This is a genomic window from Kolteria novifilia, assembly GCA_007748055.1.
Taxonomy (GTDB): Bacteria; Planctomycetota; Planctomycetia; order Kolteriales; family Kolteriaceae; genus Kolteria; species Kolteria novifilia.
Genome location: CP036279.1, coordinates 6,076,725 through 6,101,112 on the forward strand (window position 1 = coordinate 6,076,725; position 24,388 = coordinate 6,101,112).

At 61.8% G+C, this 24,388-nt stretch carries 21 protein-coding genes; 17 read left to right on the forward strand and 4 right to left on the reverse strand.

Features of this window, described 5'->3' with window-relative positions; genetic code table 11:
- The first annotated feature begins 173 nt into the window (after positions 1 to 173).
- From Pan216_RS22335 to Pan216_RS22370, 8 genes are all read left to right on the forward strand, one after another.
- On the forward strand, positions 174 to 824 hold the full coding sequence (locus Pan216_RS22335) for a TIGR04282 family arsenosugar biosynthesis glycosyltransferase (protein WP_419192852.1): 651 nt from the start codon (positions 174 to 176) through the stop codon (positions 822 to 824).
- Positions 825 to 1,320: 496 nt separating this feature from the next.
- On the forward strand, positions 1,321 to 2,292 hold the full coding sequence (locus Pan216_RS22340) for a DUF1559 domain-containing protein (RefSeq protein WP_145264267.1): 972 nt from the start codon (positions 1,321 to 1,323) through the stop codon (positions 2,290 to 2,292).
- A 32-nt stretch (positions 2,293 to 2,324) separates the two neighbouring features.
- Positions 2,325 to 2,765, forward strand: coding sequence for a hypothetical protein (locus tag Pan216_RS22345; RefSeq protein WP_145261546.1), 441 nt, complete (start codon positions 2,325 to 2,327; stop codon positions 2,763 to 2,765).
- 243 nt (positions 2,766 to 3,008) lie between these two features.
- Complete coding sequence (locus Pan216_RS22350; RefSeq protein ID WP_145261548.1) at positions 3,009 to 3,839, forward strand: CorA family divalent cation transporter; 831 nt, start codon at positions 3,009 to 3,011, stop codon at positions 3,837 to 3,839.
- A gap of 100 nt (positions 3,840 to 3,939) precedes the next feature.
- Positions 3,940 to 4,968 carry a DUF1559 domain-containing protein gene (locus tag Pan216_RS22355; protein ID WP_145261550.1) on the forward strand — a complete coding sequence of 343 codons (1,029 nt, stop codon included), beginning with the start codon at positions 3,940 to 3,942 and terminating at the stop codon, positions 4,966 to 4,968.
- Positions 4,969 to 5,347: 379 nt separating this feature from the next.
- The gene (locus tag Pan216_RS22360) at positions 5,348 to 6,358 is read left to right on the forward strand and encodes a DUF1559 domain-containing protein (protein ID WP_145261551.1); all 1,011 of its coding nucleotides are present in this window, start codon (positions 5,348 to 5,350) and stop codon (positions 6,356 to 6,358) included.
- Positions 6,359 to 6,408: 50 nt separating this feature from the next.
- The gene (locus Pan216_RS28580; protein ID WP_419192853.1) at positions 6,409 to 7,413 is read left to right on the forward strand and encodes a DUF1559 domain-containing protein; all 1,005 of its coding nucleotides are present in this window, start codon (positions 6,409 to 6,411) and stop codon (positions 7,411 to 7,413) included.
- Positions 7,414 to 7,641: 228 nt separating this feature from the next.
- On the forward strand, positions 7,642 to 8,052 hold the full coding sequence (locus Pan216_RS22370) for a transthyretin-like family protein (protein WP_145261555.1): 411 nt from the start codon (positions 7,642 to 7,644) through the stop codon (positions 8,050 to 8,052).
- A gap of 90 nt (positions 8,053 to 8,142) precedes the next feature.
- Here Pan216_RS22370 and Pan216_RS22375 read toward each other — a convergent pair whose 3' ends face one another.
- Together Pan216_RS22375 and Pan216_RS22380 are read right to left on the reverse strand one after the other, a co-directional pair.
- Complete coding sequence (locus tag Pan216_RS22375) at positions 8,143 to 8,472, reverse strand: hypothetical protein (protein ID WP_145261556.1); 330 nt, start codon at positions 8,470 to 8,472, stop codon at positions 8,143 to 8,145.
- A 3-nt stretch (positions 8,473 to 8,475) separates the two neighbouring features.
- Positions 8,476 to 9,576 carry a DUF1559 family PulG-like putative transporter gene (locus tag Pan216_RS22380; protein WP_145261558.1) on the reverse strand — a complete coding sequence of 367 codons (1,101 nt, stop codon included), beginning with the start codon at positions 9,574 to 9,576 and terminating at the stop codon, positions 8,476 to 8,478.
- A 352-nt stretch (positions 9,577 to 9,928) separates the two neighbouring features.
- Between Pan216_RS22380 and Pan216_RS22385 the strand changes: the two genes are divergently transcribed.
- A complete protein-coding gene (locus Pan216_RS22385) occupies positions 9,929 to 10,111 on the forward strand; it encodes a hypothetical protein (RefSeq protein ID WP_145261560.1) in 183 nt (60 codons plus the stop codon).
- A 247-nt stretch (positions 10,112 to 10,358) separates the two neighbouring features.
- Positions 10,359 to 11,405: a DUF1559 domain-containing protein gene (locus Pan216_RS22390; protein WP_419192854.1), complete on the forward strand. Its 1,047-nt coding sequence runs from the start codon at positions 10,359 to 10,361 to the stop codon at positions 11,403 to 11,405.
- A gap of 133 nt (positions 11,406 to 11,538) precedes the next feature.
- On the opposite strand, the gene Pan216_RS22395 is transcribed toward Pan216_RS22390, so the two are convergent.
- Positions 11,539 to 12,654 (reverse strand): aminopeptidase, encoded by a 1,116-nt coding sequence (locus Pan216_RS22395; RefSeq protein ID WP_145261564.1) that lies wholly within the window; start codon positions 12,652 to 12,654, stop codon positions 11,539 to 11,541.
- A 236-nt stretch (positions 12,655 to 12,890) separates the two neighbouring features.
- On the opposite strand from Pan216_RS22395, the gene Pan216_RS22400 reads away from it, so the two are divergent.
- The 3 genes from Pan216_RS22400 to Pan216_RS22410 all read left to right on the forward strand — a co-directional run bounded on the left by Pan216_RS22400 (position 12,891) and on the right by Pan216_RS22410 (position 15,836).
- Entirely contained in the window at positions 12,891 to 13,343 is a 453-nt protein-coding gene (locus Pan216_RS22400; protein ID WP_145261566.1) for a DoxX family protein, read from the forward strand.
- Positions 13,344 to 13,358: 15 nt separating this feature from the next.
- Positions 13,359 to 13,964 (forward strand): nitroreductase family protein, encoded by a 606-nt coding sequence (locus Pan216_RS22405; protein ID WP_145261568.1) that lies wholly within the window; start codon positions 13,359 to 13,361, stop codon positions 13,962 to 13,964.
- Positions 13,965 to 14,294: 330 nt separating this feature from the next.
- Entirely contained in the window at positions 14,295 to 15,836 is a 1,542-nt protein-coding gene (locus tag Pan216_RS22410) for a 2-isopropylmalate synthase (RefSeq protein ID WP_145261570.1), read from the forward strand.
- A 177-nt stretch (positions 15,837 to 16,013) separates the two neighbouring features.
- On the opposite strand, the gene Pan216_RS22415 is transcribed toward Pan216_RS22410, so the two are convergent.
- Positions 16,014 to 16,193: a Flp family type IVb pilin gene (locus tag Pan216_RS22415; protein ID WP_145261572.1), complete on the reverse strand. Its 180-nt coding sequence runs from the start codon at positions 16,191 to 16,193 to the stop codon at positions 16,014 to 16,016.
- A 674-nt stretch (positions 16,194 to 16,867) separates the two neighbouring features.
- On the opposite strand from Pan216_RS22415, the gene polA reads away from it, so the two are divergent.
- From polA to Pan216_RS22435, 4 genes are all read left to right on the forward strand, one after another.
- Positions 16,868 to 19,570: a DNA polymerase I gene (polA, locus tag Pan216_RS22420; RefSeq protein ID WP_145261574.1), complete on the forward strand. Its 2,703-nt coding sequence runs from the start codon at positions 16,868 to 16,870 to the stop codon at positions 19,568 to 19,570.
- A gap of 79 nt (positions 19,571 to 19,649) precedes the next feature.
- A complete protein-coding gene (gene coaE, locus Pan216_RS22425) occupies positions 19,650 to 20,285 on the forward strand; it encodes a dephospho-CoA kinase (RefSeq protein WP_419192855.1) in 636 nt (211 codons plus the stop codon).
- A gap of 221 nt (positions 20,286 to 20,506) precedes the next feature.
- Positions 20,507 to 22,048, forward strand: coding sequence for a transcription termination factor Rho (gene rho, locus Pan216_RS22430; RefSeq protein WP_419192856.1), 1,542 nt, complete (start codon positions 20,507 to 20,509; stop codon positions 22,046 to 22,048).
- A 309-nt stretch (positions 22,049 to 22,357) separates the two neighbouring features.
- Positions 22,358 to 24,379 (forward strand): cellulose binding domain-containing protein, encoded by a 2,022-nt coding sequence (locus Pan216_RS22435; RefSeq protein ID WP_145261580.1) that lies wholly within the window; start codon positions 22,358 to 22,360, stop codon positions 24,377 to 24,379.
- Positions 24,380 to 24,388 lie beyond the last annotated feature (9 nt).

Genomic DNA, 24,388 nt, shown 5'->3' on the forward strand with positions numbered 1-24,388 from the left:
TGTCAAACAATCAGGAAAACGCCCAAAAACCGGTTCGCAAACTCTCCCCCGCACCAGATACGTGAACGCGGGAAAAATCTTTCATCGCTCTCAACAATTGCCGAATCAAAAAAATGGGACCGATTCGCGAACGTTTTCGCCCCGTTCGGCCGAAAGACGCCCGGAGACTCCGCATGACGATGACGATCGTGGTCTTCTTGAAGTACCCCGCCCCTGGGCGTTGCAAGACCCGGCTCGCGGCGAGCATCGGCCCCGAAGCCGCCGCCGAACTCTATCGTGAGTGGATCGCGCTCGTGCTGGGCCAATTGCAGGAGTTTCGCGGCGAAGGGCGACTCCTTGGGTACTGTGACGGAGCTCCCGTGGAAGACTTCGCTCCCTGGAAGGACCTCGTCGATGGTTGGTGGGTGCAACCGGAAGGCCCGCTCGATCGCCGCCTCGATGCCGCCTTTCGCCAAGGGCATCACGATTCAGCGAGGGTCATCGCCCTTGGGAGCGACTGCCTCGACATCGACGCGTCCCTCGTCCGCGCGGGGTTCGACGCGCTGGCGACGCACGATGTCGTCCTGGGCCCGGCATTCGACGGGGGCTACTACCTCGTCGGCACCAGCCGCCATCTTCCCGGCCTCTTCGACGACGTCCGTTGGTCGTGCGCCGACACCCTCGCCGACCAGCGCAAACGCTGCCAAGACAACGACTGGTCGCACACCCTACTCTCCCCCCGGGGAGACATCGACACCTGGGACGACTGGCGGGCCTACTGCGAGCGACGCGGGATCGAGCCCGCGCCCTCGTCGTTTCGCGGCTCTCCGCCTCCCTCCCCATAGCCAGGCCTATTGCCCAAAGCGAGCAACGCTCGCCGCGCCTGGCGCCAGCAGCCCGTCGGTCTATTCGCGGCCGGCTAGCTCGATGAGTCAGGGATTCCTCACTTCTCCTTGGGGAGAGGTCGGCGAGCGAAGCAAGACGGGTGAGCGAGACTCCGGCTCGGAGAAACAAGGGTGATTCACGAAGACGAATCCCCGCACCTCCCCCCCTCTCCCCCACGGGGAACAATTGGTTACCTCTCCCACCGAGAGTGGGGAACGCTACCGTGATTCTGGTCAGGCAATGGCCTGACGTACCTGTTAGGTGAACGCTCGGTCGCTGTCAACGATCGGCATGTAGGAACCAATCGTGGGCAGCGAACGTTGAGAATCCCCAATCACGTCGGCTTTCAACAAACCTGTTGTGATGGGAGAGCACCCTCATTAGACTTGGCGGCGGGGGGTGTGCTAGCGGCGATTTCACTTCAATTCCGGGTTCGTTGATTCGAGGGGGAAGCCCATGCGCACATCAGGGGAACTGCGCCCAGGTTCTATCAAGTCCGTCACCACCGGCTTCACGCTGGTCGAACTCTTAGTCGTCATCGCGATCATTGGCGTCCTCGTTGGTTTGCTGTTGCCCGCGGTCCAGCAGGCACGCGAGTCGGCTCGACGTATGCAGTGCCAGAACAACTTGAAACAGATCGGCGTCGCGATGCACAACTACGCCGAGAGCCACGGAACTCTTCCGGTCACGTTCCGCGGCCTGCCTCCCGGCGACGCATACAACAACGCCAACACCGGCACGAGTTGGATCACCCAACTGCTCCCGTACACGGACAAGCAGGCTCTCTACGATCGGATCGAGTTTGGCGAGTCGGTCACGACCAACCTCGCGGTCGCCCAGACCATTTTGCCGCAGTGGAATTGTCCCAGCGACAGTGCGAACCCCGGCCGGATGACCGGCCGTGCCAACGCCCCCTCGGCCACCGAGTTCGGGACGCAGAACTACAAGGCGGTCGCGGGAAGCAACTGGGCCTGGGGCAACTTTCCCGGTCTTTCGGCCCCGAAAGGACGCAATGCCGGTCGCACCAACGGCCTCGATGAAGGCAACGGCGTGATTTGCCGCGGTGGCAGCACCCCTCGCGCGATCGTGACGAGGCTTCGCGATGTCACCGACGGACTCAAGAACACCTTCTTCGTTGGCGAAGCGGTCCCCGACTGGTGCAATCACACCTGGTGGTTCTGGTTCAACGGCAGCACCGCGACATGCGGCGTCCCTCTGAACTACCAAGTGGCGAACGGTAGCGGCTTCATGGCCACCAATCGGGGCGATTGGCCGAACAACTACTCGTTCATGAGTCAGCACGTCGGCGGCGGGCACTTCCTGATGGGCGATGGCGCGGTGAAGTTCATCGGCGACAGCATCGAGATCACCACGTATCGCCATCTCGCCACCATCTCGGGCGAGGAGATCGTCAGCGAGGCCCTGTAAACCGCTTACCGCATCGACGAGGAGGGGAAACCATGAAGCGTTCAACGTTCGCAAAGACCGTCCCATCGCTCGCGCTGGCGGTCTTCCTTCAAACGATCTCGGCGGGCTGCTCCTCCGGCAAGGACACGCCCCCGACGTCTCCCGTTTCCGGCCTGATCACGAAGAAAGGTCAGCCGGTCGTCAACGCCAACGTCGTCTTCACGCCCGAAGCGGGTCGCCCGGCCTCGGGAAAGACCGATCACGAGGGTCACTTCACGCTCACGACCTTCGCCCCGGGCGACGGAGCCGTCCCAGGTAACCACGGGGTGGCGATCATCAGTTCGATCCCCGCCGAGAAGGCTCCTCCGGGGATGCAGTTCCCAATGAAGATGGGGACTCCGCTCGATCCGCGCTACGCCAACCCGAAGACATCGGGATTGACCGCCAACGTCGCGACGGGAGAGAGCAACCACTTCGAGTTCGCCGTCGACTAGCAAGACCGTCGTCGAACTCGAAACTGGTTGCGAACACCGCCAACGGCCGATCCGAGGCGCCACCGGAGCGGCACCTTTTTCCCCTCGATTTCCCCCGCTCGCCTTGGCAAGATTCGACGATCGTCCGCGAACTCGGTAATAGGGACGACCGTCGCGACGACATGAAAGCGACATCGCGAGGTTCTGACGGCCGCCGCTCCTGGAGCGAACGGGCGACTCGCGGATGCCGATGGGGGATCAACCGTGAGCCATGCCGTGAATGCTCTGCCAGGGTCCTGGGCCGTTCCCAAGGTGTTTCGTGAACGGGTCGGACGCGAGGCGGGTCGCCAGCGGGCGATGACCGCCGAGGGCCACTTGCTGCTCATTCTCCATGCACCGCCGCGCGAGGGGGCGTCGGAGCGTCACGGACGCTTCTTCTGGCGCAAGCCGGAGGGCCAATGGCAGAGCATCGAGATGGGGACAGGCACGCGGGCGCTCGAGAGCCACCTGGCCGAATACAGTCAACTCTTGGACGAGCTGGATGACGAGGTGCAACAAGCCACGTCGGCCGAGGACTACTTCAGCGTGATGCGTCACCTCAGGCCTCTGCACCGTGCCGCGGCCCATCAGCGCACCGCCCTGCAGCAAGCGCGGGAGATAATGCCGACCGATCGCGATCTCATCATTTTCCGAGACGCCGCCGAACAGCTCGAGCACACCGCGACCATGATCCACGAGGAGGCGAAGTACGGTCTGGACTTCTCGATCGCGCGACAGGCCGAGGAGCAGGCGCGCACCTCCCACCAGATGGCGGTCGCCTCGCACCGACTCAACGTCCTGGTCGCCTTCTTCTTTCCGTTAGCGACCGTCAGCGCGATCTTCGGCATGAACCTGACCCACGGCTTCGAGGCCCATCCAACGATCTGGCCGTTCGCTCTCGTGGTCGTCATCAGCGTTGTCGCGGGTTTCCTGCTCTTGAACCTCGTGAGTCAAGGCCCCAAGACGCTCGCGCCACCTCCGGCCACGCCGATCACACACTCCAAGCGTCGCCGTGTCCGGAGCCGTCATCGCCAAGAGATGAGTCGCCCCTCCTAAAAAGACTGGCGTTCCACTACGCGAAGCGCTTAGAGTACGGGGGGCCTATTCTTCGTACCAACATCTCGACGCGTGCTCGCGCCACCGGTAGGAGTCCGGCATGCTCTCTGTGGGGAACCATCGGCGAGGATTCACCCTCGTTGAACTCTTAGTCGTCATCGCGATCATTGGGATCCTGGTCGCACTTTTGCTGCCCGCGGTCCAGCAAGCTCGCGAGTCGGCGCGGCGGATGCAGTGCTCGGCCAACATGAAACAGATCGGCTTGGCGCTACATCAATACCACTCCCAAGTCGGTGTCTTTCCGCCAGGCGGACTCTTCTCCGACGGCACGGAATGCGAACAATGGGGTTGGGGCGCGTTCTTGCTTCCCTTCATCGACCGCCAGTCGCTCTACGACCAGCTCAACGTCAACGGCATGAGCTTATGCACCTACTTGAGCAACAGCGGCGGCGGCGCGGCCGGGCGAGCGTTGGCGCAGACTCGCGTCAATCTCTATCGCTGCCCCTCCGACGGCGGCTCGCGCGACACGCTCGAGGGAACGCCCATCGGTCGCCACTTCAACAATACCGGCGTCCCCGATCCCCCCGGAAACAACTACTACGCGGGAACGACAAACTATCTGGGCGTCTGCGGCACCTTCGACGTCAACATCTCGAACGACGGCTTCCTGGTACTCACGCGCCCGGGGACGGGCTACGCCACGAGGCGGATCGCGGACATCACCGACGGGACCAGCAAGACTTTCGCGATCGGCGAACGCTCATGGCGCTGCAACGCCGGCTCCTGGGTGGGAAATCGCCGTCCAAATCAGAATGGCCGGGGCCCCAACGGCGCCGACCACACACTGGGACGGTTGAGCCGGGCCCTCAATGACCCGAGCCCCTCCGGCGCCGGCACCGCGCAGAACACCTGCTCGACGGGTTTCGCCAGCGAGCATTCCGGCGGAGCCTTCTTCCTCATGGCCGATGGCTCGGTCAACTTCATCAGCGACGGTATCGAGTTCACCTTGCCGAGCGGCTTCAACCAGGGCAATCCCAACAGCGTCTCGACGAGCAACGTCAACCAACTCGGAGTCTATCAACGTCTCGGACGCATCGACGACGGAACGGTTCTCGAAACGCCGTTCTGACTAGCAGTCTGTTGATTTAAGCGGGCCAGGGCGAGAAAGGGCCATGTTGGCCAAGATCAAGGAAAAGAAATGGAGGCGAATCGGTAAATTCGTCACGCTTCTTCGACGCCGAGATTGGTCAGTAGGGCCGTTGGTAGTCGGCATCGATTAGATCAACGGGCTGCTAGGGTAGCGCGTCGGCGATACGACGAAATCGGTTGGCGAAGAAAGACCAAAGGCGTTAGAGTGTCCGCGGGCCAAATACTCCATCTCACGCGGACGCTCGCCACTCATCGAATGGGGCGGGAATAGCTGCGGACCATCATCCCCTTTCGGGGAGTTCAACTCCACCGTCGGCGAGGTCGACGGCACACAAACATCGAGAAGAAGGATCTACTCCATGGTGCGTCAAACACCAAGGCGGGGTTTCACCCTCGTCGAACTGCTCGTGGTGATCGCCATTATCGGCGTCCTGGTCGCGCTGCTACTTCCGGCGGTTCAGCAGGCACGCGAGTCGGCACGACGGATGCAGTGTTCCGCCAATCTCCGTCAGATCGGCATCGCGCTGCACAACTACGCCGATCAAACCGGCGTTTTGCCGCCAGGAGGCATGTACTCCACCGATCCCGGCCGTGAGCAATGGGGCTGGGGAACATTTCTTCTGCCCCAGTTGGACAATCAGTCGCTCTACGATCGCTTGAATGTCGATCGTTGGGAACTCTACGACCTGCTCTCCGCTTCCGGCGGCGGCGCCACCGGGCGGGCACTCGCCCAAACCAAGATCAACCTCTACCGTTGTCCTTCCGACGGGGGATCGAACGACACCTTGCAAGGGACTCCCGTCAGTCGACACTTCGGAGGCGACGCGGGGGCGGGCTCGTCGTACTTCACCGGCACTTCCAATTACGTCGGCGTTTGCGGCACGTTCGTGACGAGCCAGTCCAACGACGGCGCGATGGTCGTCGCCCGCGCCGGCGCCGGTTACTCGCCGAGACGTTTGGCCGACATCATCGATGGGACCAGCAAGACGCTGGCGATCGGCGAGCGCTCCTGGCGCTGCAACGCCGGCTCCTGGGTCGGCAATCGCAGCACGCCCGGTTCGGGACCGCGCGGCTCCGACTATACGATCGGACGGCTCAGTCGCACCCTCAACGATCCGGCTCCATCCGGGGCGGGCACCGATTACAACTCCTGCACGACGGGCTTTTCCAGCGAGCACTCCGGGGGAGCGTTCTTCCTCCTCGCCGACGGTTCGGTGCGATTCATCAACGAATCGATCGACTACAGCCTGCCTTCGGGTTTCGACCAACTCGACCTGAACAGCGTCACCTCCGCCAACGCCAACGAATTGGGAGTCTATCAGCAACTCGGTCGCATCGACGACGGGCGTCCGCTCGGCAACGATTTCTGACCCGATCGTCGGCCCGCCGCGAAGTCCCAAACGGAGTGAGGAGGACCAACGTGAACGTTCGCAGAGTCGGTTTCACCCTTGTCGAACTCCTGGTCGTGATCGCGATCATCGGCATTCTCGTCGCGCTGCTCTTGCCGGCGGTGCAGCAAGCTCGCGAAGGGGCCAGGCGTCTCCAGTGCCAGAGCAATCTCCGCCAAATCGGCGTCGCGCTCAACAACTACCACGAACAGCACGGCGCCTTTCCTCCCGGCGGCGTCAACGTCAACGTCCATCTACGCGAGGCATGGGGCTGGGGCGCCCTGCTCCTCCCCTACCTCGATCAGCACTCCCTCTACGACCAACTCAACGTCAACCAGTGGGAGCTATTCCATCTTCTCAACAACGGGTACGGCGGGGCCGACGGTCGACGGCTGGCACAAAGGCGGATCAATCTCTTTCGGTGCCCTTCCGACGGCAGCGCCGGCGACACCCTCGAGGGAACGCCCGTCGATCGGCACTTCGACGGCAATGGCGTTCCGAACCCTCCCGGAGGCAGCTACTACGCGGGAACCTCGAACTACGTCGGGGTCGCGGGCAATTTTCACGTCGACACGGACAACGACGGCGTCCTACAACTTCGAGGAAGTCGTCGCATCGCCGCGATTCTCGATGGCACCAGCAAGACCTTCGCGGTTGGCGAACGATCTTGGCGCTGCAACGCCGGCTGCTGGATCGGCAATCGCAACACCGGCACGAGTCCGGGGAACGCGCGCGGGCCGCGTGGGGCCGACTATACCCAAGGCCGACTGAGCCGACTGCTCAACGATCCGAAGCCGGCCGGCGCCGGGACCGACTTCAACACGTGTTCGACCGGGTTCTCGAGCGAGCATCCGGGAGGGGGACACTTCCTCATGGTCGATGGATCGGTCCACTTCATCCAGGACGACATCAACTACAACATCCCGTCGGGAGTCAACGTCGCCGATCCCAGTTCCGTCAACGCCGCCGAGGAGCGGCAACTTGGTGTCTATCAGCGCCTCGGCCGCATTGACGACGGGCAGACGCTCGACTTTTGAGACGAAGCCAAGGGGTGGGCGCTCCAGACCGAACGGCGATTTGCTATCATGACCGCCGAGTGCGTTGTCAGATCCAAGAGTTCGGGTGGCATTGGCTGCTGGTCAGCCAGCGAGAAGTGATCGTGGGTTCACAACCCGAAATCTAGCGTTTGACCCAGCACTAGCAAGTCCGCGTGTTTTTTGTTGTTCTGGGTCACTCATGACAGACTCATTGCCAAATGGAAACGAATGATGCCGAAAGCGATTCCATCAGCCCTCGTCCTTTTCTCACTCACCCTTCTCACAGGATGCGGCGGCGGAGAGAAGCCTGACCTAGGTACCGTCACCGGCACCGTGACCCTTGATGGTGAGCCGCTTTCGAATGCCGAGGTCTTTTTCCAGCCCGAACAAGGGCGTCCCTCCGTCGGCCAGACCGACGCGGATGGCGACTATGAATTGCTCTACACCGTCCGCCGCAAGGGGGCCCAACTCGGCAAGCAGACCGTTCGCATCTCCACCGCGACAATGAAGGAGGACGACGAGGGCAACACGATCGAGATCCCGGAGAAAGTACCGCCTCAGTACAACTCGGAAACGACCCTGGTCGTCGAAGTGGTCCCGGGAAGCAACGACTTCGACTTCGATCTGAAGTCGAAGTAGCTTCCCCTCTTGCCGCTGGTCGGCCCCGAAGGACTTGGCGGACCACCATCCCTTTAGGGTCCGCCTCTTCGTCCTGTTCCGACGCGGTGTTCAGCGAACGCGCTCAACCTGATCGCTGAGCATACGACGCGCTTGCGCCGCGGACGACTCCCAGTCCCCCCCACGAGCCTCTTCCACGATATCGTCGAGCCAAGCCGCCTCCCGACTGGAGATCGCTCCCTCCTGGCTCGCCTGAGCCAACATGTCAGTGATCTTGTCGAGTCCCTTCTCGTCGCGACGATTGCAGATCGAGTAGAGCGCCGTCGCGTACTTGTACGTCTCGGGGCCGACCTTGCCGTACCCGCATCCGGACAATGCGAGCGTCCCGGCCGCGACTAGCGCGAGCAACCATCGGTTCGCTTTCAGGTTCCAACGATTCATGGTTTAGAAGCCCTCCGTAATCTCGCCTTCGTTGATGCTCGAGAGTTCCGCGAACGTGATCAGGTCGATGTTCTCGGAAATGAAACGCACCGATCCGTCACCCATGCCAACATTGCCCCCGCCGGGATGCTCCGAGAACATCTGGCCGACGTGGTAGGTCGGGAAGTTGACGGGGTGAATGATCGGACTGCCGGTAATATCCAGCTCACCACCGGAGGGGCCGGCGTGAACCAAGACGAGCGTCGCCGCGGCGTCTTCCCCGTTCTCCGGGGACGTGAAGTTCGGATGCGTGTAGGCCCCCGGAATGACGCCGACCCACGTCTTCTCACTCAATTTGGAGGAGTGCTCCCCCAGGAAGATCGTCTTGGAGAGACCGTCGCTGACCTCGCCGACGCGGGTCCGCGAGTTCCGGTAGAACGGTCCGTCGGCCACGCGGGAAACGTCGCCATTGATCGTGATGGAGGTCGTGGCGCTGCTGTAGATGTCGGTGAAGACCGTCCCGGTGACATCCGACCCACACTCACCCCAGCACGACTCTTGGCCGTGACTGGCGACATAGTGCGAACGGCCGAGCGTGACGTCCCCCCCTCCAATCGAGAGATTGCTACCACTGGCATCCCGCACGGCGAATGGCTCGCGATCCCCGGAGGAGCTAGGACACAAGAATGAAGGGAGCGTGGCGGAGATGAGGTCTTCGTAGCCCGCGGTCCAGACGGGATTGTTGGTGTCGAGTCTCGACGCGAGCCCATCTTGATCCATGTAGGGCAAGAGCATCGCGCTCCAACTCCAGCCGGGAGCCGCGTCCCAGGTGTTGGGATCGATTGCCGCCCACGTCGGTCCAGTCCCGGTGCTGGTTCCATAGGAGTAGTAGCCGGCGGGAAAGCAATTGTGGGCATCGTGATAGTTGTGCAGGGCGACCCCCAACTGCTTGAGATTGTTGGTGCACTGGGCGCGGCGAGCGGCTTCGCGTGCCTGCTGAACCGCGGGCAAGAGCAAGCCGATCAAGACGCCGATAATGGCGATGACAACGAGGAGTTCGACGAGGGTGAATCCCCGTCGAAACGGTGAGGAACGCGACACGAGGGAGACTCCTATTCGAGACATCTCGTCCCCTGGCGGGCGACGAGATCATTTTGGAGAGACGACCACAGAAGTTACGCTCACCTTATGAACACATGCGGCAATACGCAAACCAGTTTTTTGAATAATCAAAAACACATTCTTGTCAGTTCGTCTAGACGGCGTCCAGCCTCGGCTTCCTCAAGTGGCTGACGTAGGCGACCGAAGGGGGCACGCCGACCCAACACGCGGGATGAAAGAGAGTTGCGCGAACGGGAACAACGGGAGAAGAAGCACCGCCACCGAGAGATGTCCGTGGCGTTCGACCATTTGAGACGATCCGGGGAGGGCTCGTCCAACGGAGCCGTCCGGGATCACGGCACCCGTAAGACCTTGGGTGTTCGGAGATACCTCGAGCATCACTCTCGCGATGGAGCCCAACCTCGGCATCTATCAACGTCTCGGCCGCATCGTCGACGGACTGGTCGTCGTGCTCGGGCTCGACGGCGATCCGTTTCTCTCGATTGGCCCACGACGACCTATCGCGAGAGAGTGGACACATAGCCTCATTTTGCGCTAGCAAAAGAAAGAGACGCCTAATAGAGTCAAGGAGACCCGGAACTGATGTTGGGAACTTCGGGGTAAGCGGGCCGCGAGACGATGCGCCCATCGTATCGTTCAACGGTCCGCAAGCGTTCAAGTCACTCGTTTCTATGTCAGCGGCACGGTGCAAGTTCGATCTTCAGCGCCCCCTCCGGGCGCGGGCCGCGAACCGGCATCAACCACGTCGACACTCGCTGACCAAGTCCAATTCGGGGGGGACGATCATGTGCGCCAGGAGAAGTCGTTCGGCAGCATTCACACTCGTCGAGTTACTCGTCGTCATCGCGATCATCGGTGTCTTAGTCGGCCTGTTGCTCCCGGCCGTCCAGCAGGCCCGTGAAGGGGCTCGCCGGATGCAGTGTAAGAGCAACCTCAAACAAATCGGGGCCGCCTTTCACAACTACCTCGACTCCCACGGCGTTTTTCCGCCTGGCGGGATCGCCGAGCCGAATGATCCGACCGACAACGACGGGTGCCGGAACAACTGGGAACAATTCACATGGGGCGCCTTCATCCTGCCCTACCTCGACCAGCAGCAGCTCTACGACAAGCTGAACGTTCAATCCAACAGTCTTCGCCGAGTTCTTCAATCCGCGACGGGCCGCGCGTTGGCCCAGCGACGGCTCGGAACCTTCCGCTGTCCCTCCGACGGCGCCGCGCGAGACACTCTTGAAGGTACGCCACTTAGCGGCGGTGGCCGCCACTTCAACGGCAGCGGCGTTCCCTCTCCCCCCGGCAATGACTACTTCACCGGCACGTCGAACTACATCGGCGTTTCCGGCCTCTATCACGTCGACAAGTCCAACGACGGCTTCCTCGTCAATCTGCGCGACAGTTCCGCGGACTCCAACGTTGGGAATGGCATGAAACCGAGAAAGATCGCCGATATCGCCGATGGAACGAGTAAGACCTTCGCGGTGGGCGAACGCAGTTGGCGCTGCTTGGCGGGAGCATGGGTGGGCAATCGCAATCCGTGCGGCAGCGGTCCTCGCGGCGCCGACTACGCTCTCGGTCGCGTATCGGCTCCACTCAACGACCCCCGAACCGCCGACGCGGGCCCCTGCGAGACCGGGTTCGCCAGCGAACATCCAGGGGGCTCGCACTTTCTGATGGTCGACGGTTCGGTTCACTTCGTCAACGAGACGATTCAGTTTCGAAACGCGAACGTCACGTTGTCGAACTCCGCACAGACCAACCTCAACATCAACAATTTGGGGGTCTACCAACGCCTCGGTCGCATCCACGACCAACGCGTGACGGAGTTCCCCTAACCGCTTGTCTTCGCCAGGATACGCTTTCGCGTCATGCCCACGCACGCCGTGGGCATTCCCGCACGATGGTTCGCCGCGATCTTAGGCAACGAACTCGCCAGCGATCGATGGCCGTTTCAGGAAGTCGAGAGCCTCACGGCAGCCCGTCGTTGAGGCCCTGGAGGTCTTCGGGCAAGAACCAACCATCTTTACGGACGAGTTCCCCGTCGAACCAAATCTCACCCCCGCCAAAGTCCGGGGTCTGGATCAGCACCAGGTCCCAGTGGAGACTCGACCGGTTGCCGTTGTCGGCCTCGTCGTAGGCATTGCCCATCGCCATGTGAATCGAGCCACCGATCTTCTCGTCGAAGAGGGTGTCGAGCATCGGTTGGCGGACGTGGTTGTTGCAGCCAATCGACCACTCGCCGCAGTAGCGAGCCCCTTCGTCGGAGTCGAAGACCTGGTTGAGCCGTTCGCTGTCGTTGCACTCGGCACGGACGATCTTTCCATCGCGGAACTCGAGTTCGATCCCCTCGAAGACGAAGCCCTGGTGCAGTGACGGCGTGTTGAAGCGGATGACGCCGTTGACACTCTCGCGCACGGGGGCGGTAAAGACCTCCCCGTCGGGGATGTTCCGGTCGCCGGCACAGGGGATGACGGGAATGTCCTTTGTCGAGAAGCTCAAGTCGGTGCCGGGGGCCACGAGTCGGATCTGTTCGGCGGCCGCCATGCGTTTGACCAGCGGTTCCTGGTCGCGGGCCATCTTGGCGTAGTCGGCGGTACAGACATCAAAGTAAAAGTCCTCGAACGCCTCGGTGCTCTTTTTCGCCGCCTGCGCCATTGAGGCATTGGGGTAGCGGAGCACCACCCACTTCGTTTTGGGAACGCGAACCTCCAGATGGACCGGCTTCCACCATTCCTTCTGAAGGGCGTCGAGCTTCTCGACGGGCACGTCCGAGAGTTCGCTGAGATTGTCGCTGCCCCGAACGCCGATGTACGCGTCCATCTTCTCCATCCGCGCTTTCTCGATCTGCCCCACGGCACGGAACATCTCGTCGCCCGCGGAACGGTAGAGCGACCGCAGCACCCGACTGGACCGGAGCTCCACGAATGGGTGAGCTCCGCGCTCGCTGGCGATCTCCACCAGTCGGCAAACGAGCTCATCGCTGGGCAAATCGAATGCCTCGATCAGCACGGACTCTCCAGCCTTGAGGCGGCAACTGTGGTCGACTAGCACTTCGGCCAGCCGAGTGATACGAGGATCTCTCATGGTGTGATGCTTTCCCTGTCGCTTCGCGCTTCCCTTCCCCACGCGTTTGCCCGCGGAAGGAAGCCCCGAGTCGACTCGGGGCTTCCTCCCGGCGCACTTGGCACGCGGCGGCCATTCCACCCGCGACGAGTGAACTCGCGTCGGCAGGCCGACGTACCAAGGTCGTGCCGCTACCATGGTACAGAGACGACACCCAAGCAGGAACGTGAACGTTACCCATCTCGGGAGGAGTGGTCATGGTCAAACTAGGACAAGGGTTGGCGACGCTCGTCGGGCGATTGATGCTGGCGGCGATCTTCCTTCTCTCGGGCATCAAGCACCTCATGGGATTCAGCGGCAGCCTGGCCCATCTGGAGAGCCACGGCATCACCGTCCTTCCCACCGTACAGCTAGCGATCGCGATCACGGCGCTCATCTGCGGGGCCTCGACCCTGATCCTCGGTTGGTGCGCGCGATTCGGCGCCTTCTGCCTCATCCTCTTTCTCATCCCCGCGACGTTGGTCTTTCACGACTTCTGGGCCGTGCCAGCCGAGCAGGTCCAGATGCAAACGATTCAGTTCCTGAAGAACGTCGGACTCATGGGAGCGATGTTGCTAGTCATCGGCTTCGGGCCAGGCCCGTGGAGCGTCGATGAGTGCTGTCGCGGAAAGAGCGCTCCCGCGGCGGTACCCGAACAAGAGACACCCTAGAGGAATCACCAATCCATGGAAAAACCCGCCGACAACAACCATCCGATTCACGACTTGCTCGCCAAACGCTGGAGTCCGCTCGCGTTCGCCGACCGACCGGTGGAACGCTCGGCGCTTCTCTCCCTGCTTGAGGCGGCACGCTGGTCGCCCTCGTCCTACAACGAACAACCCTGGCGGTTTTTGCTCGCGACCAAGAACGATCCCGAGAACTTCGCCAAGGCGCTCTCCTGCTTGACCGAGGGAAACCAACCCTGGGCCCAGAACGCTCCGGTTTTGCTTCTCACGCTCGCGAGCACCAAGTTCGAACGCAACGGTAAGCCGAACCGGCATGCCTTCCACGATGTCGGACTCGCGATCGGCTCGCTGACGCTGCAAGCAACCGAACTCGGATTGGTCCTGCACCAGATGGCGGGCATCATTCCCGACAAGGTCCGAGTCGCCTTCGGCGTCCCCGAGTCGTTCGATCCGGTCACCGCGATCGCGATCGGCTATCCCGGTGACGCCGGGCAACTTCCGCCCGAACTCCAGAAGCGAGAGTCGAGCCCCCGCGCCCGACGACCGCTCGAGTCGTTCGTCTTTGGAGGACGATTCGACGAGCCGTCGTCGGTGGTGTCGGGCTAGACACCACTTCCGGGAAGGATTTCCTGGAGGTTCTGGTTGACCGACGCCGATCTGGTCGATAGACTGCCCGCAAGTAAGGAACCGACTGACCCGAAGGTACGTCAACGTGGCGACCCTGCCGATCCTAGCCCTCGATCGACTTAGTCTACTCCTCCTAGATGGGGGAAGGTGACAGGGCTTGGTGTTCGCTCAGACGACGGACCGTCGGTAACAACGCGAGACTCGAAGGCCCTGGAACCTAAATGGTTGCCAGGGTTTTTTCGTGGGCCCGCGGTTGGGAATCCCCCCTGAGCAACCTAGAGGGATGGGCGCTAGTTGTGGAGTGATCCGATGAGTGACGAGAACGTCATTATCTTTGACACGACGTTGCGTGACGGCGAGCAATCGCCGGGCGCCAGCATGAATACCGCCGAGAAACTCGAAGTCGCTCACGCCCTCGCGGATCTAAACGTCGATGTGATCGAGGCCGGCTTTCCGATCGCCAGCCCCGGTGACTACGAGGCGGTCAAGCTCATCGCCGACGAGATCAAGGGCCCGTCGATTTGCGGCCTGGCTCGCTGCAACGACAAGGATATCGACCGAGCGCTCGACGCCGTCAAGGGAGCCGAGCGACCTCGCGTGCATGTCTTCCTCGCCACGAGCGCCATTCACCGGGAGTTCAAGCTCCGGATGGCGAAGGAGGAGATCATCCGCCGCGCGGTCGAGGGAGTCAAGCGTGCCCGCAACGGCTGCGACGATGTCGAGTTCTCTCCCGAGGACGCGGGACGAACCGAGCACGAGTTCCTCGGCCAAGTCGTCGAAGCGGCCATCGAGGCTGGAGCCCGGACGATCAACATCCCCGATACCGTCGGTTACAACACCCCCGATGAGTTCGCCGAGATCATCCGCTATTTGAAGGGCAACGTGCCCAACATCGACCAAGCGATCCTGTCGGTGCACTGCCACAACGACCTCGGCCTGGCCGTCGCCAACAGCCTCGCCGCGGTCCAACAGGGCGCCCGCCAAGTCGAGTGCACCATCAACGGCATCGGCGAGCGCGCCGGCAACGCCTCACTCGAGGAGTTGGTCATGGCGTTGACCACGCGAGGTGATCGCCTGGGAACAAAGACGAACATCAAGACCAAGCGGCTCTACCCGACGAGCCGACTCGTCTCCAACATCACCGGCATGCACGTCCAGCGCAACAAAGCCATCGTTGGACGCAACGCCTTCGCCCACGAATCGGGGATCCACCAGGACGGCATGCTCAAGGAGCGGACGACCTACGAGATCATGCGCCCCGAGGACGTCGGGATCTCCCAGACCGAGTTGGTCCTCGGTAAGCATTCGGGTCGGCATGCCCTGCGCAAGCGAATCGAGGAGTTGGGCTACCACCTTGCCGAAGCGCAACTCGACAAGATCTTCTCCGACTTCAAGGTGCTGTGCGACAAAAAGAAGGAGATCTTCGACGCCGACGTGGAGGCGCTCATCGAGCAGCGGATCCAGTCGGGGCAGCGCGCCTGGGACTTGACCAGCCTGCACACCAGCGCGGGGACGGCATGCATCCCGTCCGCGACCATCACCCTCCGACGCGCCGACGGCCAGGAGACGAAGTTGGCGGAGTTCGGCGACGGGCCGGTCGACGCGATCTTCAAGACCCTGGAGAAGATCACGGGGATCCGGGTCAAGCTGATCGACTACTCGGTCCGAAGTGTCTCGGTGGGCAAGGACGCCCAAGGCGAGGTCTACGTCGAGGTGAAGCACGAGGGCCGCGTCTATCGCAGCCGAGCGGTCTCGACCGACATCGTGGAAGCCAGCGCGTTCGCGTACATGAACGCACTGAACAAGATCGCGCTCGCCAAGGAGCAGGCACTCGTGGCGACGGAGGCTTAGCGGCTAATCTTGGGCGCTGTTCCGGCTTGCCCGAGGCAGCGACCATTCCCCTTTTACTGAAACAACCAGCAGTGGTCGCTTTGGACAAGACTTGGGACTTCTGACCGAGACATGACTAATAAAAAAGGGGCTCCTTGGCGGAGCCCCTTGAGGTTTTTTCCAGTGGCAGAGAAAGGGTCAACCTCCCTGAAGAGCCTTCGTGATCTCGCCCTTGTTGTCGTCCCAAAGATCGCTCGTAGTTCCACCTAGCGAGCTAATCGCGGCGATGCATACCACAATGATCAGTGCAAGCATTGTCGCATACTCAACGGCGGTGGCTCCATCCTCGTCTAGAACGAGCGCCATCAGCCAGGTCATTTCTCACTCCTTGGTGCCGGCAATCCATCCACGGGTCTCGACGAATTCACCGAACTTGGAATAGAGAGGGGTATCAGTGGAAGCGTATCGCTCGAAGGGTCACTTGTCAATTTGATTTAGGTGAACAAAATCTCGGCGGGAAAGGTTTTGATCCGCTCGGGTTTTGCCGGAGCTCAGTCTTGACATGCCCGGCGCGTCGCTCTAAACTTCGAGTGGTTGAGATACCTTCCCATCTATCCCGCTTGCCAAACGGTCCGCGGGGGTTCCCAATCCAATAGGACGGACACGAGGGTGCGAAGGTCCTGACCCGCGTCGGCCTGCGTTCTCCCCGCTAATTGTTGAGTTCCGGTCGACGAGACGAATCTGGCCTCATCCCGATCACTGTCGGCTTCCTTCGAAGAGACATGGATTTCCAAGGTTCCGAAGTCAGGTCATTAAGCAAGCAATCGATTTCCAAGAGTGACATTCCCCGCGAAGGGGTTTTTCTCCGCGAGATACGGAATGACAAGTTGGCTCCGTCGTCTGTGACGGACCAGCTCAATCTCTTCTATCGCCGATGAGTCTCGGTGCCCGAGTCGTCTCCGAAAAGACCGATCGCGGGGCCGAACGTTCACGACAACAGCGAGAGCCACACGGACCCTCTCTGATCATGATCCCAAGCCGAGTTCCCCTTCATGGCTGAGCGTCTTTACATTGTGGACGCCCATTCGTTGATCTATCAGGTCTTTCATGCCATCTCGGACATGACGGCGCCTGACGGAACACCGACCAACGCGGTCTTCGGCTTCGTGCGCGATATCCAATTCCTGCGCAAGGAGAAGAACCCGGACTACCTCGTCTGCGCCTTCGACGCTTCGGGCGAGACCTTCCGGCACGAGATCTACACCGACTACAAAGCCAACCGCAGCGAGATGCCCACTGACCTGAGACCGCAGATCGGCGTCATTCGAGAGGTGCTCGGCGCGTACGGCATCCCCGTTCTCTCCGAAAAGGGCCTCGAAGCCGACGACTTTCTCGCCTCGGTCGCCGTCCAAGCCGCCGGCAAACAGATCGAAGTCTTCATCTGCACCGCCGACAAGGACGCCCGGCAACTCATCAGCGACCACGCCTTCCTCTACGATCTGCGGCGCCATCGTACCCTCGATCGGGACGCCCTCGAAAAGGACTGGGGCGTTCGCCCCGAACAAGTCGTCGACTACCAAGCGATGGTGGGGGACTCGACCGACAACGTCCCCGGGATCGCGGGGGTCGGCCCCAAGACCGCGAGCCAACTGCTCCAGAAGTACGGCACGCTCGACGCCATCTTCGAGCACCTCGACGAGATCCCCCAGAAGGGGGTCCGGCTCAAACTCGCCAAGGGCAAGCAGAGCGCCCTGCTCAGCCGGGAACTCGTTCGCTTGAAGACCGACATCCCGCTTCCCGACGACTGGTCCCAATGGCGGCTGACCGAACCCGATCACGAGGCGCTTCTAGATCTCTTCGCCAAGTGCGGCTTCCATCGCTTCGCCGACGACATCAGGGCCGAGAAACCCACGGTCGACACCTGGGAAGCCAACTACGTCGCCGTCACGCGCGAGAGCGAACTTGCGGGCCTGCTTAAGCGGCTCGCCGAGGCGACGCGATTCAGCTTCGACTTGGAAACAACCAGCGTCACCCCGACCGAGGCGGAGATCGTCGGCTACGCGATCGCTTTCGATTCGGGGGAAGCCTTCTACGTCGCTGTCCGAGGCCCCGAAGGGGATACGGAACTCGATCCCGATGACGTGCTCGAACGGATGCGTCCGATCCTCGAGAACCCGGAAATCCAAAAGGTCGGGCAGAACCTCAAGTACGACATGATCGTCTTGATGGCCGCCGACGTCGCACTGCGAGGAGTCGCGTTCGACACGATGATCGCGAGCTACCTGCTGGAACCGGGGGAGCGCAATCACAACCTCGACGAGCTCTCGCAACGCTACCTGAATCACACGACGATCAAGATCTCCGAGCTGATCGGGAAGGGCAAGTCGCAAAAGTCGATGCTCGAGGTCCCGGTCGGCGAGGTGGCTCCCTACGCCGGCGAGGATGCCGACGTCGCGCTTCGCTTGACCGAAATTCTCGAACCGCGCCTCGGTGAGGAGAAACTCGAGAAGCTCTACACCGACCTGGAGTGTCCGCTAATCGACGTCCTCGCGACGATGGAGCACCATGGGATCGCGATCGATGCCTCCCGTTTGGAGCAACTCTCCGAGGAGTTCGCCTCGCGTATCGAAACGATCAGGGCCCAAGCCTTCGAAGCGTCCGACGAGGAATTCAATCTCGACTCGCCACTCCAATTGCGGCGAATCCTCTTCGAAAAGCTTGGGCTACCGGTGGTCAAACGGACCAAGACCGGCCCCAGCACCGACGAAGAGGTACTCGAAACGCTCGCGGAAAAGCATCCGCTGTGCGCGCTCATCGTCGAGTATCGTGGGCTCGCCAAGCTCAAGAGTACCTACGTCGACGCGTTGCCCCAGATGCGTCATCCCCAGACGGGACGCGTTCACTGTTCGTTCAATCAGACCGTCGCCGCGACGGGGCGTTTGAGTTCGAGCGATCCGAACCTTCAGAACATCCCGATCCGTACGGAGGATGGGAGGAAGATTCGCCAAGCGTTCGTCCCGGGCGCCAAGGAGCAGGCGCTCCTCTCGGCGGACTATTCTCAGATTGAGTTGCGTCTCTTGGCCGACTTCAGTGAGGACGAGAACCTCATCCGGGCGTTCGCCGAGGATCAGGACATTCACGCGGTGGTCGCGGCCCAGATCGAATCGGTGTCGTTGGAGGACGTCACCAAGGAGATGCGCCGCCGAGCCAAAGCGGTGAACTTCGGCATCATGTACGGGCAGAGCCCCTACGGACTGGCGAAACAACTCAAAATCGACCAAGAGGAAGCGGCCGAGTTCATCGATGCCTACTTCGATCGCTATCCGACGATCGAGACCTTTATGACCGGCGTCCTTGAATTCGCTCGGCAAAATGGCTACGTCACCACGATCCTGGGTCGTCGTCGTCCCATTAACGGAATTAAGCGGACGACTGGCCGCTCCCGCAATCTGCCGGAGAGGACGGCCATCAACACCGTCATCCAGGGCTCTGCCGCGGACCTGATCAAGAGGGCGATGCTATCGATTCATCGGCGTTTGGAGTCGGAGGACTTCGGCGCGCGGCTCCTACTACAGATCCACGACGAACTCCTCTTCGAAGTCGACGCCGACCGGGTCGATCCCCTCGCCGCGATGGTCAACGAGGAGATGAGTCAAGCTCTCCAACTCAAGGGCGTGCCGCTGAAGGTCGACATCGGGGTCGGTCCCAACTGGCTCGACCTCGAGCCGATCGGCGAGGTCGTGGGCCTGTCGTGAGCACCCGACTTCGGTCGGGGCGGCAACCGAGCACCCGACTTTGGTCGGGGCGGCAACCGAACAGCCGACGGAGGTCGGCGTGAGTGAGAAACAGTCGATCGTGATCGGCGTGACCGGGTCGATCGGGGCGGGCAAATCGTTCGTCGCCCAGCTCTTCACCGAGCAAGGAGCGGTCGTCATCGACGCCGACCGAGTCGGCCACGAAGTGCTCCAAGACCGCGAGGTCATCGAGAGCTTGGTCGAGAGGTTCGGTGACCGCATCCTGAAGGATGGGGATCCGGGGAACATCGACCGACGGGTGCTGGGAAGGATCGTCTTCGGCGATCCCGACTCGATGCGAAAGCTGGAAGAGCTCGTGCACCCGAGAATGCGGCGCCGTTTCGAGAAACGGATCGCCGAGGAGAGGGAACGAGGGAAGCGATTGATCGTCCTCGATGCGGCCATCCTCGCGGAAGCGGGGTGGGACGATCTGTGCGACCATGTCGTCGCGGTCGACGCTCCACGGGCAATACGTTTGGAGAGACTCCGATCGAACCGCTCGTGGACCGACGAGGAGTTGACGCGACGAGAAGCGGCCCAGTGGCCGCTGGATCGAAAATGGGCACGAGCGGATCTCGTGCTCGAGAATGTCGGCTCGAAGGATGAAGTGAGCCGACGAATCGCTCGCTTGGTCGAGGACTGGTCCGCGAGGGCCAATCGTCCCGGCGAACGGTGAACCGAAGATCATCGGGGCGTCCCCCGATGATGCCGAATGTCATCGGGATGTCACCCGGTGACGGTCAGTTGGTGCAATCAGAAGAGGTACGAATCCCGCCGCCGGCGGATCCGGGCAGGTCTCTCATGTCGGGGAAGACTTTGGGGTACTTTCCCTCCCGGATCGACACGGCAACCGCCGTTCGCGAATCTCGGCGCCGGCACCGAAGAAGGAGCAAGATCATGTCCGAATCAACCGGCCGTCGTGGCCGTCGTCCCAAAAGCCAATCCGCCAAAGAGGACGCCCCCAAGGAAGACAAGACGCCGACCGCCAAGGAGGAGGACTCCAACGTCGCCGTCTCCGATCCGCCTCCCGCCAAGGCGCGGTCCCGGGAGCGAAGTAAGGAGTCACGATCCACCACGCCACCGGCCGAGAACGGCGATGGAGAAGTCGCGTTCGCCGATCTCGATACCAACAAACGCTACGAAGCGATCAAACGCGGCGGCGGCCAACTCGGCACCCACCTCGCCGAGCTGCAGCACATGTCGATGGCCGACCTGTTGCTCTTGGCTCAGCAAGAGAACATCGAAGAATATGCCGGCCTCAAAAAGCAGGATCTGATCTTCAAGATCCTCAAGGAACGGGTGAAACAGAACGGCCTGATGTACGGCGAAGGAACTCTCGAGATCCTTCCCGATGGCTTCGGCTTCCTGAGAAGTCCCGATTACAACTACCTGCCCTGCCCCGACGACATCTACATTTCGCCGAGCCAGATCAGACGCTTCGGGCTGAAGACCGGCGTGACGGTCTCGGGACAGATTCGGCCGCCGAAGGAAAACGAGCGTTACTTCGCGCTGCTTCGCGTCGAGGCGATCAACTTCGAAGACCCCGACAAGATGGGGAACATGATCAGCTTCGACGACCTGACGCCGCTGCATCCCGAGCAGCGCCTTCAGCTCGAACTGCCCAGCGAGCCGACCGAAATCAACATGCGGGTGATCGACATGGTCACCCCCATCGGCATGGGACAGCGTGGCTTGATCGTCGCTCCGCCGCGGACTGGTAAGACCGTCCTCTTGCAGAAGATGGCCAACAGCATCCTCGTCAATCACAACGACGTCTACGTCATCGTTCTTCTGATCGACGAACGACCGGAAGAAGTGACGGAGATGGAGCGGACCGTCAAGGGCCCGCGTGCCGAGGTGATCAGCTCGACCTTCGACGAGCCCGCCTCCCGCCACGTTCAGGTCTCCGAGATGGTCATCGAGAAGGCCAAGCGGATGGTCGAGTTCGGCCACGACGTCGTGATTCTGCTCGACTCGATCACACGTCTGGCCCGCGCCTACAACACCGAGATCCCCCACTCGGGCAAGATCCTCTCCGGTGGTGTCGACGCCAACGCGCTTCACAAGCCGAAGCGGTTCTTCGGGGCCGCCCGGAATATCCAGGGTGGCGGCAGCTTGACGATCTTGGCCACCGCCCTGATCGACACCGGCAGCCGGATGGACGAAGTCATCTTCGAGGAGTTCAAGGGTACCGGCAACATGGAGCTTCACCTCGACCGCCGCTTGGTCGAGAAGCGCATTTGGCCAGCCATCGACGTCAACCGTTCCGGCACCCGCCGCGAGGAGTTGCTGCTCGATCCCGAAGAACTCAAGCGGATCTGGATCCTGCGTCGCGTGCTTAACGACATGAACCCGGTCGAGGCGATGGAGCTGCTCACCAGCCGACTGCGTCGCACCAAGACCAATCCCGAGTTCCTCATGTCGATGAACTTGAGCTGACTCGGCGAAGAGCCTCGTCTCGGAGGTGGGTCTCGGCCCACCTCCGGGTCCTTTTGTTGGCCTCCCTCTCAATCGCCCTCCCTCTCTACTCCGCCCTTCTCCTCTCACTGTCCGCCCGCACGCGATCTTCCCGATCGCGACCACTTGACCTCGCCGCACCGGACGCAACAATGCTCCCGCACCAGATGTCGCCCCAGCCGTCGTTCGCCGTGATCGGCGGTTACCAACGCTTGCTCGGCCCAGGGCGTACTAGATAGCACACACTTCCGTTCGATCCCGTCACCCGCGCCTATTCGTTTGGAGCAGAGCATGGCCAAGCTGCGCTCAAAGCGTCGCCCGAAGACCCAACTCCTTTGCCTGGAGAGCCTCGAAGATCGCTGCCTGCTGACCGCGAGCCCCGATCTCCTCCTTTCGCCCGAGATCCCGACAGCGAGTGGCCAGGCGGAGATGGGCAAGGTTGACGCGCTTGCCGATCTCGTCACCATCGAGACGCATCTGCTGAGCCAGTGGGACACCGGTGCCACGGTGGCGGTCGTCGTCAGGAATGGAAGCGATGCTCCCGTCGAGAGCTGGGCCGTCGCTTGGGAAATGCCCGCCCAGCAACGGATCACCTACGCCTGGGATGCCGCCTTCGCGTTCGAGGGCGATACCGTGATGGCTCGTTCCGAAACCGACGGCGCCATTGCCCCCGGTCAAGCAATCGCGTTCGGCTTCAACGTCGCCACCGGCCCCGACGGTTGGACGGAGCCTGCGTTCGAACTGGTCGAACTCAACGGCGAGCCCGTGTCGTCGCCGGACGTTCCCCCTTCCGATCCCACCACCCCGCTCGAGGACGGATCGACCGACAAACCGACGCCGTCGCCCAGCCCTTCGCCAGTCTTGGTCGAATTCTCCATCTTCTCGACGTGGGCGACCGGGTTTAGCGCCAACGTCGTGCTCCGAAACCCGACCGCCGAGCCGGTGACGGTTCGAGATATCCAGTGGGCGTGGCCTTCCGACTACGGCATCGACTACGTTTGGAACGCCACCATCACTCGCCACCAAGGAACCAATCTCGTCGCGACTCCCACCGAGGACCACAAGACCCTCGCTCCCGGCGAAGCGATCAGCTTCGGATTCAACGCCAGCTATCTGGGAGGGTCCGTCGTCACTCCCGACTTTGCCGTGAACCTCGAAGGTACGGCTCCTCCCGCCACCGAGGTTCCCCCAACCACCCCCGATCCGAGCGACGTGACGCCGGCGAGAAACGTCTTCCTCGGTACCCAATCAATCGGGCCAGGCTATTCGTTCACGGAGGAGACCTCCCTCGTCGAAACCGCCCGGGCCATCGAAGCGACGGGATCGAATATCCTCAAAGTCGCGCTCGACCCGACGCTCTACGGCTTGGGGAGCCTGCACCAATGGGATCCGGTCGCTCTCCTCCAGAGCAATGAGTCCTTCCAAACCGTCCTCGGCATGGACTTCGACTACTACTTCTTCTGGCTCGAACGCTCGGGACCGTGGGCCGACAACATCGGCATCAGCCCCGAAGAGTACGTCAACGAATACGAAGTGACCTACAACCTCGCGACCTACCTGCTCGAGACTTTCGAGGGAACCGGCAAGACGTTCATGATCGGCAACTGGGAGACCGACTGGAACCTGCTCGAATGGAACCCCACCCTCGCCGACGTCAACGATCAGCGGGTCCAAGGCCTCATCGACTGGCTCAACCTGCGTCAGGACGCCATCGACCAAGCCAAGTTTGACTTCACCGGCGACGGCGTCGAGGTCTTCCACTACCTCGAAGTCAACCGGGTCGACGATGCCCAGGAACTCGGCTTCGAACGCGTCGTCAACGCCGTGTTGCCGGCGACGAATGTCGACTTCGTGTCTTACTCGGCCTACGACGTGATTCTCGATGAGGGCAACGTCGGGAACTACGACGACGCCCTTGGCGAGAACCTCTCCTACATCGAGAGTCTTCTCATTTCCAAGAAGGGACTTCCCTTCGATCGACGGGTCTTCATCGGAGAGTTCGGTTTCTACCTCACCGATGTCACGCCCGATCAGCGGTTCGAACTCACGATCGACGTCATGCGAGCGGCCATCGACTGGGGCACTCCTTTCGTGCTCAACTGGCAGATCTACGATACCGCCGCCAACGAGGGGCTCTACCTGATCGGCCCCGACGGCAACCCGACCAGGGTTCACGACCTTCTGGTCGCATACGCGTCGGACATGAACCAGTGGGCCAGCGCGTTCGCGTTCCAGCATGGGGGAGAACCGACCGAAGGGGAGATCCGCGAACAGGCCCTTACGGTCCTCGACGAGCTGCGCGAGATTCTCTGAACAAAGACG